The organism is Immundisolibacter sp. (genome assembly GCF_014359565.1).
Lineage (GTDB): Bacteria > Pseudomonadota > Gammaproteobacteria > Immundisolibacterales > Immundisolibacteraceae > Immundisolibacter.
The window spans coordinates 17,840-31,459 of the sequence record NZ_JACIZD010000003.1 but is presented as its reverse complement, the minus strand read 5'-3'; the positions used below and the strand labels follow the sequence as shown (position 1 = coordinate 31,459).

Here is a 13,620-nt window from a genome sequence, read left to right as displayed (position 1 = left end):
CAGCCCGGCAGGAGAATCCCCATGGCGGTCAGCCGCATCGGCTATATCAGCCTGTACGTGACGGATCTGGATGCGGCCCGACGCCATTACGTCGAGGTGGTCGGCCTGCGCGAGACCGGTCGCGATGCGCATGGCCGTGTTTATCTTCAGGCGGCCGACAACCAGGATCACCACTGCCTGATCCTGACCGAGGCGCTGCACGCCGGCATCGATCATGTGGCCTTCAAGGTGGGCGAGGTGGAAGACCTCGCCGAGGCGCAGGCGGCCGTGCGGGCGCGCGGCATTGCGGTGCGCGATGTGCCGGCCGGTGAGGTGCTGGGAGCCGGCGCGGCGATCGCCTTCACGTTGCCCTCGGGCCAGGAAATGCGCCTGCTGCATCACCTGGACAAGATCGGCTACGCCACCGGCATGCGCAATCCCAACCCGGTGCCGCCACACGGCAAGCCGGGCGCGCGGGTGACGCATCTGGATCACCTGCTGCTGGCCGGTGAGCGGCCGGCCGCCACGGCGCAGTTCCTGATCGAGGTGCTCGATTTCAACCTGTCCGAGCAGGTGGTGGCCCCGGACGGCAGCGTGATCGCGGCCTTCACGACCTGCGGCCACACCATGCACGACCTGGCCATCGCCCCCGGCCCGAACGGCCACCTGCACCACATCGCCTTCGGCCTGGAAAGCCGCAGCGACGTCATCGACGCCGTCGACATCATGAAGGAGGCCGGCACCACGTTGATGGAATACGGCCCCACCCGCCACGGCGTATCCGGCGTGACGACCATCTATTTCTTCGACCCGGCCGGCAACCGCAACGAGGTCTACAACGGCGCCTACCAGGCCGGAGGCGTGCCGGGCCTGATCCCGCCCATCGTCTGGCAGGCGCAGGAGTTTCCGCGCGGCGCCTTCTATTACGAAAGCGTGGTGCCGGAGAGCTTTTTCGCGGAAGTGACCTGAGGCACGCGCCATGGCCCTGAAACACCAAGGCATTCACCGTCTCGGCTACGTGCGCCTGGCGCTGGCCGACCCGCGCCTGCTGCGCGCACGCGAGTTCTATTGCGAGCAGTTCGGCCTGCTCGAATCGCGCCGCGGGCCGGGACGGCTGTACCTGCGCTGCTGGCACGAGCCGTTCGCCTACTCGCTGGTGCTGGAGGAAAGCGCCGACAACCGGCTGCTCGAAATCGGCTTTCAGGTGCGGGACGATGCCGATCTCACGCGCCTGGCAGGCCTGGTCGAGCAGGCCGGCGTTGCCGTGCAGCGCAGCGCCGCCGCAGCCGAACTCGAGAGCCTGGGCGCCAGCATCGCCTTTGCCATCCCCGGCGGACCGCGACTGCGCCTGTATGCCGACATGGCGCAGCCGGGCTACGTCACCGGCTACGACTCGCCGGACTGGGTCACGCCACGGCCGCTGCGCGGCACACCGGCGCCGTTTTTTCTGAACCACGTCGGCTTCACGGCGCCCGACCCACAGGCGGCGGTGGACTTTCTGACCCGTGTGCTCGGTTTCGTGGTGTCGGAACGCATCGACGCCGCCGACGGCCGCCTGCTGTCGGCGCTGCTGTTTCGGATGTCCAAGGAAGTCGGCGGCCAGGAACTGGCGCTGTTTCCGGGCCCGGCCGGCGCGCTGCATCACATCGCCTTCACCAAGGAAGACCCCAACGACATCCTGGTGACCGGCATGTACCTGCGCGAAGGCGGCGTGGACATCGACCGCTACGGCCCGACGCGCCAGTCCTACGGCAAGACCTTTTCCCTGCACTGCCGCGATCCGTTCGGCGTGCGCCTGGAGCTGTGCGCCGGCGGCCGCGTCACCGAAGTGCACAGCCAGTTTCAGCCGGTGATCTGGGACGAGGCCGAGCTCGGCAAGGCCCTGTCCTGGTACGACCGGGACGTGCAGGAGGATTTTCTGGCCCCGTCGCTGGCTGGCACCGGCCGCGCGTCGGCCGATTGCGTGGGACAACCCGCACCGCGCTGATCCGCCCCGTCAGCGGCCGCTCGCTGACGCTCGACAAGGCCCATGCGCCGGCGCCAGGCGGCGCCGCACCCCCAAGCAGTGCACGAAACGCGGCAAAGCGGTTATTTTCCTAGCCGCCATTCCTCAACCGCGACGCGTCATGGCCACCTGGGCAATCGGCGACCTTCAGGGCTGCTTCGATGAACTCACGGCGCTGCTGCGCGCCATCGACTTTCGACCCGACCGCGACCGGTTGTGGCTGGTCGGCGATCTGGTCAACCGCGGCCCGAAGTCGCTCGACACCTTGCGCTTCGTGCGCTCGCTCGGCGACGGCGCGATCACGCTGCTGGGCAATCACGATCTGCACTTGCTGGCGGTCGCCGCCGGGCATGGGCGCACCAAGCGCGGCGACACGCTGGATGCGGTGCTGGCGGCGCCGGATCGGCAGGCCTTGCTCGACTGGTTGCACGGCCGGCCGCTGTTTCACCACGACCCGGCGCTGAACATGGCGATGGTCCACGCGGCGCTGGCGCCGAGCTGGGATCTGGCCACCGCCAAGGCGCGCGCCGCCGAGGTGCAGGCCGCGCTGGCGGGTGACGCCGACGGCTATTTCGCGCACATGTACGGCGACACGCCGCACCGCTGGGACGACGCCCTGCGCGGCTGGCGGCGCCTGCGGGTGATCACCGATTACCTGACCCGGGTGCGCTTTTGCCGACCCGACGGCACCTACGACATGCGCGCCAAGGGTCCGCCCGGCACGCAGCCGGATGGCTACCTGCCGTGGTTCGCCCTGCCCGGCCGGGCCAGCGCCGGCACACCGATCGTGTTCGGGCACTGGTCCAGCATCGGCATGGTCGATGGCCACGACGTGTACGCGCTCGACACCGGCTGCGTCTGGGGCCGCCAACTGAGCGCCCTGTGCCTGGAAGAACGGCGCTGGGTGAGCGTGGATTGCAGCGCCCGCGGCCCGGCGGGCGGCGATTAACATGGCGACACGAGCCACCGTTCGCGGCGCGGGCGCCGCTTCCACATAGAATCAATCTCATAGAGTGTGGGAGGCCCGCCCCCGGGCCGAATGCGCCCGCGCAGCCAAATGACCGCCAAGGAGGAGAACCATCATGAACGCCATCCAGCGCCCACCCGTCGCCGCCATCGCCTGGCCCGGCCAACAGGACAGCGTCACCCGCGTACCCGGCCGGGTGTTCGTGGACCCGGACATCTACGCCCTCGAGCAGGAACGCATCTTCCGCGGGCCGGTGTGGAACTTCGTCGGCCTGGAGGCGGAGCTCCCCAAGCCCGGCGACTACAAGACGGTGCAGATCGCCGACACGCCGGTCATCGTCAGCCGCGACACCGACGGCAGCATCCACGCCTGGCTGAACCGCTGCGCGCACCGCAACGCCAAGATTTGCCTCGACAAGCAGGGCAACACCGACAGCTTCTACTGCGTCTACCACCAGTGGGCCTACGATCTGACCGGCCGCCTGACCGCCGTGCCGTTCGCCCGTGGCATCGGCGGCCAGGGCGGCATGCCGGCCGATTTCGACATGGACGCCATCCGGCCCAAAAAGCTGCGGGTGGCGAACTTCTGCGGCGTGCTGTTCGTGAGCTTCAGCGACGACACACCGCCGATCGAGGACTACCTGGGTCCGCACGTCGCCAGGTTCATGCGCCGCATCTTCCACCGACCGATCAAGATCCTGGGCCACCAGCACCAGCACATGCGCGGCAACTGGAAGCTGTACGCCGAGAACCCGCGCGACGGCTACCACGCCAGCCTGCTGCACCTGTTCTTCGCCACCTTCGGCCTGTTCCGGGCCAGCCAGAAGGGCCAGCTGCACGTCACCGAAGACGGCCTGCAGACCTGCTTCTACACCTACGTCGGCAAGGAAGACGAGGCGGCCCGCCGGCAGGGCATGCAGGAGGCCGCCCACACCTACCAGGAAGGCACCTACAAGCTGGAAGACGGCAACCTGCTCAAGGGCCGGATGGAATGGGACGATGGCATCAACCTGGTCATCATCGACGTGTTCCCGATCATGATGCTGCAGCAGATCGCCAACGTCCTGAACATCCGCCAGTTCGAGCCGCACGGGCCGGACGGCGTGACCGTGCACTACACCTTCTTCGGCTATGCCGACGAAGACCAGGAGCTGACCGACATGCGCCTTAAGCAGATCAACCTGATCGGCCCGGCCGGACTGGTGTCGATGGAGGACGGCCTGGCCATCGAGATCGTGCAGCAGGGCATCGCCAGGGACGGCGGCGCCGAAGCCATCATCGAGATGGGCGGCAAGACGGTGGCGCCGGACACCACCTTCATGGCCAGCGAAGACCCGGTGCGCGGCTTCTGGAACGGCTATCGGCGGTTGATGGATATGTGACGCCGGGGTTGGCGCCGGCCGGCCGCGAGCTCAGTCGGTCGCCAGCACCTCGACCGGTTCTCGCAGCCGCAGGTCCGCGAGCACCTGCACCGCATCCGGCACTGGCAGGCCGCCGGTCGCATCTGCGCGCAGCAAGGGCGCGAGCGTGGTGCGCAGCACCGAATACAGCCGCGGATGCTGCGCTTCCAGCTCGCCGAGCAGCGCCTTCATCTGCTGGCGCTGGCGGGTCGCGGAATCGCAGGTCGGGCAGTTGTCCGGGATCACCGGCAGCGGGGCGCTGTCGGCGAAGGCGGCCGTTTGCCGCTCGCGGGCATAGACCAGCGGGCGGATCACCCGCAGGTCGCCGTCATCGTTGGTGTACACGGCCGGCATGGCGCGCAGCTTGCCGCCGAAAAAGGCATTCATCAGGAAGGTCTCGGCCACGTCGTCCAGGTGGTGCGCCAGCGCCAGCGTGTTGTAGCCGTGCTCGCGCGCCAGGCCGTACAGCTTGCCCCGACGCATGCGCGAGCAGAACGCGCACAGCGTGCGGCCCTCGAACGAGCCCTTGGCCGCCCGCGCCAGGCTGTAACTGGCCTGGTGGTAGGACACGCCAAGACTTTCCGCGTAGCCGGCCAGCGGGCTCGGGTCGTAACCGGGCATCTGCGGGTCGATGTTGGCGGCGCCGATCGTGAAGCGCACCGGCGCGCGCTGCTGCAGGTACAGCAGCACGTGCAGCAGGGACAGGCTGTCCTTGCCACCGGACACGCCGACCAGGATGCGGTCGCCGTCGCGGATCAGGTCGAACTCGCGGATCGCATCGGCGGCGGCGGCAAGCAGACTGCGCGAGGGTTTGAGGGCAGGATTCATGGCGACGTCGGGAGCTGATGGCGGGCCGCGATTGTCCCACAGCGCCCGGCGGCGGCCTGCGTGGGACAATTCCGCCCACGCCAACAGCCAAATCAGGAGACGCGCCATGGCCATCAGCAAAGTGACCAACGTCTATTACGTGGTGCCCGACATGGACGCCGCGCTGGCCTTTTATCGCGACACCCTGGGCCTGGCGATCAAATTCCAGGACGGCGACAAGTGGACGCAGTTCGAGGTCGGCGGCACGCAGCTGGCGCTGGCCACCCCGGCGCCGGGCCAGGTGGACCCGGGCCACAACGCCACGGTGGTGCTGCAGGTCGATGACCTGACCGCCACGCGCACGCAGCTTGCCGCACAAGGCATCGCGGTGAGCGAGACCATCGGCATGGGCGGCCACGGCAGCTTCTTTACCTGCCGCGATCCGGCCGGCAACGTGGTGCAGTTCTTCGCCCGAAACTGACCGCGAGACCCGCCCGACTGGCGCCGTCGCCGCCGCTCGGTACAATCGGCGACCGGCTCGCGCAGCGTCGCCGCCGACGCTCACCGGCCCTGCCCCTCCCCCACCGCCCGCCGTGCCAGGGCGCCAGGAACCATCGCATGAACACGCCATCCGAACCGGCCGTGCCGCAGATCGCCGACGTCCAGGGATCGCCCGACACGCGCCGGCTGGACATCGACCGCGTCGGCATCAAGGGCATCCGCCACCCGGTGCGCATCCTCGCCCGCAGCGGCACCGAACAGCACACGGTGGCCAACTTCAACATGTACGTGCACCTGCCGCACAACTTCAAAGGCACGCACATGTCCCGTTTCATCGAGATCCTGAACGGCCACGAGCAGGAAATCTCGCTCGGCACATTCCGCCAGATGCTGCGCGAAATGTGCGAGCGCCTGGAGGCCCGCGCCGGCCACATCGAGATGAGCTTTCCGTTTTTCGTCAACAAGGCGGCGCCGGTCACCGGCGTGACCAGCTTGATGGACTACCAGGTCAGCTACATCGGCGAAATCGTGCACGGCCAGGCCGAGCGCCTGACCGCCAGGTTGGTGATCCCGGTCACCAGCCTGTGCCCGTGCTCGAAGAAGATTTCCGACTACGGCGCCCACAACCAGCGCACGCACGTGACGCTGACTGCCCACCTGCGCACGCCGGTGTGGATCGAAGAACTGATCGAGTTGGTGGAGGCGCAGGCGTCCAGCGAACTGTACGGACTGCTAAAGCGCCCGGACGAGAAGTACGTCACCGAACATGCCTACGACAACCCGAAGTTCGTCGAGGATCTGGTGCGCGACATCGCCGGTGCGCTCAACAACGACGAGCGCCTGGCCGGCTACGTGGTGGAGGCGGAGAACTTCGAGTCCATCCACAACCACTCGGCCTACGCGCTGATCGAAAAGCCGGCCCGCGCGGGCTGAGCCTCGATCAATACTTGCGGCGCAGCACCAGCGCGTCCTGCGCGTGCTCGATCTGCGTGCGCGACAGGAACGACATGCCCAGCAGCGCACGGCTCGGCTGGGCGCCGCGGATCACCACCGCCTGCACATTCGGCAGCCGGATGGCGCCGACACCCACCTCGCGCAGCGTGACCGCGTAGGCTTCGGTGATGCCGCTGGCCGTTTCCACCAATCCCCGGCTGCCGGCCCGGTAGTCGATACCGAGACCACGCGCCGTGGCATCGTTCATGGCCACGGTCGTCGCGCCGGTATCGACCAGGAAGTCGACCGACTGGCCGTTGATGGTGCCCGTGGTGAGGAACATGCCGCCGTCACCGCGGGCTATGCGCACCGCTGCGGTCTGCGCGGTCGGCAAGGCCCCACCGGCGCGCCCACCGAGCGGGACTTCGTGCGTTTGACCGTCCACCTGCAGCCGCGCGCTGGCAGCGCCGAGCGCCAGCAGGCGCACACCTTCGGGACTGGTCTGTCCGACCCGCAACGTGCGCCGCGCGCCGTCCACCTGCAACACCGCAGTTTGTCCAAGCACGGCCTGCAGTTCGATCAGCGGCGCAGCCGCGGCGCTACCGCACAGGGCCGCGCCAAGGATTACCAGGGGAGCAAAAATCCGGCGCATGAAACGCTTCATGACCGGTAATTGGCGCCGAATCAGCCGCCGAGGCGCGCCTTCACGCGCCGGCTGACGTCCGCCATGTCGGCACGGCCCTGCACCTGCGGGCGCAGCAGCGCCATCACGGCACCCATGTCGCGGGCGCCTTGCGCGCCGCTGGCGGTGATGGCATCGGCAATCAAGTGGTCGATTTCGGCGGGTGTCAGCGCGGCCGGCAGGAACTCCTGCAGGATGCCCAGCTCGAATCGTTCCTTGTCTGAAAGATCGGTCCGCCCGGCGGCATCGAACTGTGCGATCGACTCGCGCCGCTGCTTGACCATCTTGTCGAGCACCGCCAGCACCTGCGCGTCGTCGAGCACGATGCGCTCGTCGACTTCGCGCTGCTTGATGGCGGCGGTGATCAGTCGCAGCGTGCCGAGGCGGTCCCGGTCACGGGCCCGCATGGCCGCCTTGACGGCTTCGTCAAGGCGCTGCTTGAGCGACACGGCGCTCAGGACAGGCGCGCACCGCGCACGCGGCGCACGCTGCGACCGCCGCGGGAGACTTTCTTCTGGTGCCGCTTGACCGCTGCGGCGGCCTTGCGCTTGCGTTCCTGGGTTGGCTTTTCGTAGAACTCGCGCCGTCGCGATTCGGACAAAACCCCCGCTTTCTCGCAGGTGCGCTTGAAGCGGCGCAGGGCAACGTCGAAGGGTTCGTTTTCGCGCAGTTGAACGACCGGCATGCAAAGACCTCTGAAACCTGGAGCCGGCGCGGGACAAAACCCACAAAGCCGGGATGAAGAAAAGTGCTAGATTCTAGCTGCACTTGCACCTGTGGCGAAAGTCGCCCCGCCCGCCGATCCTGATTGCGCCTTCCATGCTGGTCCTTGGCCTCGAAACTTCCTGCGACGAAACCGGCCTTGGCCTGTACCACAGCGACCGCGGCCTGCTCGGCCACACGCTGCACAGCCAAGTCGGCCTGCACGCACCGCACGGCGGCGTGGTGCCGGAGCTGGCCTCGCGCGATCACCTGCGCCGCACCGTGCCGCTGCTGCGCCAGCTGCTGACCGAGACCGGCACCGACCTGTCGCAGCTGGACGGCATCGCCTACACCGCCGGCCCTGGCCTGATCGGCGCGCTGCTGGTCGGCAGCAGCATCGGCCGCAGCCTGGCCTTCGCGCTCGGCATACCGGCGGTCGGCGTACATCACATGGAAGCGCACCTGCTCTCGCCGCTGCTGGATCCCGCCAGCCGGCCGCGCTTTCCGTTCCTGGCGCTGCTGGTGTCGGGCGGCCATACGCTGCTGGCACAGGTGGACGGCCTGGGCGCATACACGATTCTGGGCGAGTCGGTAGACGATGCCGCCGGCGAGGCTTTCGACAAGACCGCCAAGCTGCTCGGTCTGCCCTACCCCGGCGGGCCGGCGCTGGCCGCGCTGGCGCAGGATGGTCGAAGCGACCGCTTCACCCTGCCGCGACCGATGACCGCCAAACCCGGCCTCGATTTCAGCTTCAGCGGCCTGAAAACCCAGGTGCGCCTGCTGATCGAGGCGCACCCGCAGCCGCAGCACCGCGCCGACATCGCCCGCGCCTTCGAGGACGCCGTGGTCGACACGCTGCTGATCAAGTGCCGGCGCGCGCTGACGCAGACCGGCCTGCGCGCGCTGGTGGTGGCCGGTGGCGTCAGTGCCAATCGCCACCTGCGCACGGCTCTGGACAGCGCCGCAGCCAGCGACGGCTTTGCCGTTCACTACCCGCCGCCCGAGCTGTGCACCGACAACGGCGCCATGGTGGCCTTTGCCGGCTGCCTGCGCCTGCAGGCCGGCGAACAGGCCGGACCGGACTGCGGCGCCCGTGCCCGTTGGCCGCTGGCGGAGCTGACGGCGGCCAGCCAAGCGCCCGCCTTGCTATAGTCCGGCGATGATCAGCCACCCCCCCACGCCCACCCTGACCGATCCTTTCCAGCGGCGCATCGAGTACGTGCGCGTGTCGGTCACCGACCGCTGTGACCTGCGCTGCAGCTACTGCATGCCCAAGGGCTTCGACGGCTTTCACGAGCCGGACGACTGGCTCACCTTTGGCGAAATCGAGCGCGTGGTGGCGGCCTTCGTGCGCCTTGGCGTGCAGCGCATTCGCCTGACCGGCGGCGAGCCGCTGGTGCGCCGCGATTTGCCGAACCTGGCCGCGCGCCTGTCCGCCCTGCCCGGCCTGGCCGATCTGTCGCTGTCCACCAACGCCGTGCGGCTGGACAAATACGCGGTCGCGCTCAAGACGGCCGGCGTGCGGCGCGTCAACGTCAGCCTGGATTCGCTGCGTCCCGAGCGGTTCGCCGAGATCACCGGCGGCGGCAAGCTGCACAAGGTGCTGCGCGGCCTGGACGCCGCCCACGCCGCGGGGCTGGCTCCGGTCAAGATCAACATGGTCGCCATGGGCGGCGTCAACGACGACGAAATCGAGGACATGGTCGCGTTCTGTGCCGAGCGCGATTTCACCCTGCGCCTGATCGAAACCATGCCCATGGGCGACACCGGTCGCAACGCCGGCGGCCAGTACCTGAGCCTGCAATCCGTGCGCGAGCGACTCGCCGAGCGTTTCGATCTGATCCCGGACATCCTGCCCGGCGGCGGCCCGGCGCGTTACTACCGCGTGGCCGGCTCGAAAACCACCATCGGCTTCATCACGCCCATCTCCCAGCACTTTTGCGAAACCTGCAACCGCGTGCGCCTGGCCGCCGACGGCACGCTTTACCTGTGCCTGGGCCAGGACAACCGCTACGAACTGCGGCCCATGCTGCGCGCCGGTGCCAGCGACGCGGAGCTGGAAACAGCCATCCGCGCCGCCATTGGTCTCAAGCCCGAGCGGCACGAATTCCGCGAGAAGCCGGAAAAAGTCATCCGCTTCATGTCGATGACCGGCGGCTGAGCGGTCAGGTTTCCGACCGACCGCTAAACCTCCCCGGCCGTGCGCAGCACGGCCAGAAAGTCCGCTCCGTAACGCTCCAGCTTGGCCGCGCCGACGCCGCCGATCTGCGCCAGTTCGCCGAGCGTCTGCGGCCGCTCGGCCGCCATCTGCGCCAGCGTCGCATCGTGAAAGATCACGTAGGCCGGCACGCCGTGCTCGGCCGCCAGGCGCCGCCGCTCGGCCCGCAGCGCCTCGAACAGCGCCTGATCGGCCGCCGGCACCGCCGACTGGCCGCCGCCGGCGCGCTTCTGGCGGCGTCGCTCGGCGGCGGTCGCCTCCTCGCGCAGACGCAGCGCCTGCTCGCCCCGCAGCAGCGGGCGCGCCTGCTCGGTCAGACGCAGACCGCCGTGACCGTCGATGTCCACGCTCGCGTAACCGCGCGCCACCAGTTGCCGATAAATGGCCCGCCACTGCGTCGCCGGTCGCTCCTTGCCGCGCCCGTACACCGCCAGCCGGTCGTGGCCCAGGCTGGCAATGCGCGGATCGTCCCCGCCGCGCAGCACGTCGATCAGATACCCAACCCCGAACCGCTGCCCGGTGCGGTAGATGCACGACAGGGCCAGCTGCGCCGCCACCGTGGCATCGAAGGTCGCCGGCGGGGCCAGGCAGTTGTCGCAGTTGCCGCAGGGCTCGGCCATCCGTTCGCCGAAATAGGCCAGCAGCGCCTGGCGCCGGCAGTCGGTAATCTCGGCCAAGCCCAGCAGGGCCTCGAACTTGGCCAGTTCGACGCGGCGACGCTCGTCGGGCACATCGGCGCCGGCCAGCAGCTGGCGGATGCCCACCACGTCCGACAGGCCATAGCCCATCCAGGCGTTGGCCGGCAATCCGTCGCGGCCGGCGCGGCCGGTTTCCTGGTAATAGCTTTCGATGTTTTTCGGCAACCCCAAATGCGCCACGAAGCGCACGTCCGGCTTGTCGATACCCATGCCGAAGGCCACCGTGGCCACCATCACCAACCCGTCCTCGCGCAGAAAACGACGCTGGTTGGCGGCCCGCTGCTCGGCCGGCATGCCGGCGTGATAGGCCAGCGCCTGGCGCCCGTGTTTCTGCAGCCAGGCGGCGGTTTCCTCCACCCGGCGCCGGGTCGGGCAGTAGACGATGCCGGTATCGGTGCGGTGGCGGCTGTCCAGGAAATCCAGCAGCCGGTCCCGCATCTGCTCGCCGTGCTGGATGTGATATCGGATGTTCGGCCGGTCGAAACTGGCGGTGAATACCGCCGCATCCTGCAATCCGAGCCGCTGGACGATGTCGCGCTGCGTCGGGCCGTCGGCGGTGGCCGTCAGCGCCAACCGCGGCACGCCGGGAAAGCGCGCACCCAGCGCGCCAAGGCCGAGGTATTCGGGCCGGAAATCGTGCCCCCACTGCGACACGCAGTGCGCCTCATCAATCGCAATCAGCGCCGGACGAGCGGCCTGCAGCAGCTCCAGCGTGCGCTCGCCGAGCAGCCTCTCGGGCGCCATGTAGACCAGGTCCAGTCGACCGGCGGCCAGATCCCGCTCCGCCTGCGCCGCCTCGCCCGGCGGCAGCCCCGAGTGCAGCGCCGCCGCGGCCACGCCCAGCTCGCGCAGCGCCGCCACCTGATCGTCCATCAGCGCGATCAGCGGCGACACCACCACGCCGACACCGGGCCGCACCAGCGCCGGTACCTGATAGCACAGCGACTTGCCGCCGCCGGTCGGCATGATGACCAGCGCATCGCCCCCGGCCACCACGCGGTCGATGATGGCCGCCTGCTGACCACGGAAGGCGTGATAGCCGAAGACCGTGCCGAGGATTTCGAGAGCGGTGGACATGGTGCCAGCAATTATGCGGCGACCCGGCGCAGATCGGCGAACACCAAGCGCGCCAGGTACCCAGCCGCGGCCCTGAAAGGCGACCCCGATGCGCGCCGCCGCGTTACCATGCCCGCGCCAGCACCGGCCGCCCGAGTGGTGAAATCGGTAGACACAAGGGACTTGAACAATTTGAGCCCTCCGGGGGAAACCCCAGAGGTGAAGCCCGTCAAAGTCGGCGAACGCCCTGGATGCTCCGGCATCCGAGCCAACGCCGAGCCAAGCCCGAGCCGTCCGGCTGGGAAGGTGTAGAGAGCAGACGGCGGGCACCTGCGGCCGCTAGGCCATGGTGAAGGCGTGCTCCAGACCACGAACAGCGCCTGCGCTGGCGGCGAAAGTCGAAGTGGTAAGAAAATCCCTCGACCTCACGGTCATGCCGGTTCGATTCCGGCCTCGGGCACCAATCCGGAGCCGCCCCTGTTCACGCAGGAGCGGCCTATTCATGTTCGTCAAGCGAAGAACATGGACAAAATTCGAGCCGCCGCCTTTCGGCTTTCCGGTGGGGTTGGCGCGGAGACCTGGGCCGGCCTCGTTGGCAGCGTCTTTCCTGAGTTCATCGCCCGCACCGGTCAGGAGCGCGGACGGAAGCCGTCAAGGAGGAAAGCGCCGGGTGCTGCGGCCCGCAGCGCAGCGAGGACACGGCCCGGCGTGCCCCGATGGCACACGGCCGCGGGCTACAATCGCGGACAAGGTGATGAAGTCAGGGAGAGACGGCTGGACAGGCAACGGCCGCTGCGTTGGCGCAGATCCCACGCAAGTGAAGCGCGCAATGGGAGGAATCGCTGAACTGTTTGCCGTGATCAAATAATTGCCTGCAACCCCTTGTCGGCGATGACGTTGAGCAGCTTGAGCGCAGGCCCGGTGGGATGGGTTTCGCCTTGCTCCCACTTTCGCACGGTCGAAGCGGTAGTGTGCAGATGGAGTGCGAACACTGGCTGGCTGAAATTCAACCGTTCGCGCAGGCGTTTGATGTCGGCAGCGCTGAACTCCCGCACCGGCGGCGGGCAGATGGCGTCGAACTCGCGCATCGTCACCTTGCTGATCGCTCCCGCTTCGTGGAGCGCAGCCAGGTCGCCACGCAGGGATTCAATGATCTTGCTCACAATGCACCTCCAATAACACGCCCGACTGCAACGCCTTCGCCAAAGCCTCGGCGGACAGTTCCAGGAACACCTTGCCGGCGAATTGCAGCGCCTTCTTCTCGTCCTGCGTGATGTTCGCCTTGTCGCTCTTGGGGAACCCGTGCAGGAACACGTAGCGGCTACCGATCCGGGCCGACAGCAGCGTGCGGTAGCCGCCGCTCTTGCCGCCACCGGGTCGGGCAACCCGCTTCTTGCAGAGAAAGCCGCCCAAGTCCGCGTCAATCAGACCGCTTTCCATCTCCTGAACCGCTTTGCACAAGGCGGCATCGGACAGTCTTTCGCCCGCCTGCCACCGCGCAAAATCCTTTCGCTTGAGGATGCGCGTCATCTTGACCTCCAAACCATACCCGAAACGGGCACACTTTTCCAGGCCCCGCGCGATGCACGGGCGGGCAAGCTCGCCGTGCCGATTTGGTTCCAAAGGCTGGGATGACCGGGGCGGTTTGCGTCGCGCACCGGCATATGATCGAA

Annotated in this window: 15 protein-coding genes; 8 read left to right on the top strand and 7 right to left on the bottom strand. The window is 68.3% G+C overall.

Translation table 11 applies throughout. From position 1 onward, the window contains the following. Positions 1-21: 21 nt before the first annotated feature. The 4 genes from H5U26_RS06145 to H5U26_RS06130 all read left to right on the top strand — a co-directional run bounded on the left by H5U26_RS06145 (position 22) and on the right by H5U26_RS06130 (position 4,332). A complete protein-coding gene (locus H5U26_RS06145) occupies positions 22-948 on the top strand; it encodes a VOC family protein (RefSeq protein WP_290617698.1) in 927 nt (308 codons plus the stop codon). 10 nt (positions 949-958) lie between these two features. Beyond that, positions 959-1,966, top strand: coding sequence for a VOC family protein (locus H5U26_RS06140; RefSeq protein WP_290617695.1), 1,008 nt, complete (start codon positions 959-961; stop codon positions 1,964-1,966). A gap of 139 nt (positions 1,967-2,105) precedes the next feature. Further along, a complete protein-coding gene (locus tag H5U26_RS06135; RefSeq protein ID WP_290617693.1) occupies positions 2,106-2,933 on the top strand; it encodes a symmetrical bis(5'-nucleosyl)-tetraphosphatase in 828 nt (275 codons plus the stop codon). Between the two features lie 133 nt (positions 2,934-3,066). Next, complete coding sequence (locus tag H5U26_RS06130; protein ID WP_290617691.1) at positions 3,067-4,332, top strand: Rieske 2Fe-2S domain-containing protein; 1,266 nt, start codon at positions 3,067-3,069, stop codon at positions 4,330-4,332. 30 nt (positions 4,333-4,362) lie between these two features. Here the strand turns inward: H5U26_RS06130 and H5U26_RS06125 are convergent, their stop codons facing one another. Continuing rightward, positions 4,363-5,178 (bottom strand): ATP-binding protein, encoded by an 816-nt coding sequence (locus tag H5U26_RS06125; protein ID WP_290617689.1) that lies wholly within the window; start codon positions 5,176-5,178, stop codon positions 4,363-4,365. Positions 5,179-5,284: 106 nt separating this feature from the next. Between H5U26_RS06125 and H5U26_RS06120 the strand changes: the two genes are divergently transcribed. Then, on the top strand, positions 5,285-5,638 hold the full coding sequence (locus tag H5U26_RS06120) for a VOC family protein (protein ID WP_290617687.1): 354 nt from the start codon (positions 5,285-5,287) through the stop codon (positions 5,636-5,638). A 137-nt stretch (positions 5,639-5,775) separates the two neighbouring features. Further along, entirely contained in the window at positions 5,776-6,591 is an 816-nt protein-coding gene (folE2, locus tag H5U26_RS06115) for a GTP cyclohydrolase FolE2 (RefSeq protein WP_290617685.1), read from the top strand. 7 nt (positions 6,592-6,598) lie between these two features. Here the strand turns inward: folE2 and H5U26_RS06110 are convergent, their stop codons facing one another. Genes H5U26_RS06110 through rpsU form a run of 3 tightly spaced genes read right to left on the bottom strand, consistent with a single transcriptional unit; the run spans position 6,599 to position 7,958 of the window. Then, positions 6,599-7,255 carry a TIGR02281 family clan AA aspartic protease gene (locus H5U26_RS06110; protein WP_290617683.1) on the bottom strand — a complete coding sequence of 219 codons (657 nt, stop codon included), beginning with the start codon at positions 7,253-7,255 and terminating at the stop codon, positions 6,599-6,601. A gap of 20 nt (positions 7,256-7,275) precedes the next feature. Continuing rightward, positions 7,276-7,722 (bottom strand): GatB/YqeY domain-containing protein, encoded by a 447-nt coding sequence (locus H5U26_RS06105; protein ID WP_290617681.1) that lies wholly within the window; start codon positions 7,720-7,722, stop codon positions 7,276-7,278. A 5-nt stretch (positions 7,723-7,727) separates the two neighbouring features. Next, on the bottom strand, positions 7,728-7,958 hold the full coding sequence (gene rpsU / locus H5U26_RS06100; RefSeq protein WP_290617679.1) for a 30S ribosomal protein S21: 231 nt from the start codon (positions 7,956-7,958) through the stop codon (positions 7,728-7,730). 134 nt (positions 7,959-8,092) lie between these two features. Here rpsU and tsaD point away from each other — a divergent pair, with 134 nt between their 5' ends. Both tsaD and moaA read left to right on the top strand, forming a co-directional pair. Continuing rightward, entirely contained in the window at positions 8,093-9,127 is a 1,035-nt protein-coding gene (gene tsaD, locus H5U26_RS06095; protein ID WP_290617677.1) for a tRNA (adenosine(37)-N6)-threonylcarbamoyltransferase complex transferase subunit TsaD, read from the top strand. Positions 9,128-9,134: 7 nt separating this feature from the next. Beyond that, positions 9,135-10,136 (top strand): GTP 3',8-cyclase MoaA, encoded by a 1,002-nt coding sequence (gene moaA / locus H5U26_RS06090; protein WP_290617675.1) that lies wholly within the window; start codon positions 9,135-9,137, stop codon positions 10,134-10,136. Positions 10,137-10,159: 23 nt separating this feature from the next. Here the strand turns inward: moaA and recQ are convergent, their stop codons facing one another. The 3 genes from recQ to H5U26_RS06075 form a co-directional block, all read right to left on the bottom strand. After that, on the bottom strand, positions 10,160-11,968 hold the full coding sequence (gene recQ, locus H5U26_RS06085; protein WP_290617673.1) for a DNA helicase RecQ: 1,809 nt from the start codon (positions 11,966-11,968) through the stop codon (positions 10,160-10,162). Positions 11,969-12,807: 839 nt separating this feature from the next. After that, the gene (locus H5U26_RS06080) at positions 12,808-13,110 is read right to left on the bottom strand and encodes a DNA-binding transcriptional regulator (RefSeq protein WP_290617671.1); all 303 of its coding nucleotides are present in this window, start codon (positions 13,108-13,110) and stop codon (positions 12,808-12,810) included. Further along, positions 13,094-13,477, bottom strand: a complete 384-nt coding sequence (locus H5U26_RS06075; protein WP_290617669.1) for a type II toxin-antitoxin system RelE/ParE family toxin — start codon at positions 13,475-13,477, stop codon at positions 13,094-13,096. Before H5U26_RS06075 ends, H5U26_RS06080 begins: the two co-directional genes overlap by 17 nt. Between the last annotated feature and the right edge of the window lie 143 nt (positions 13,478-13,620).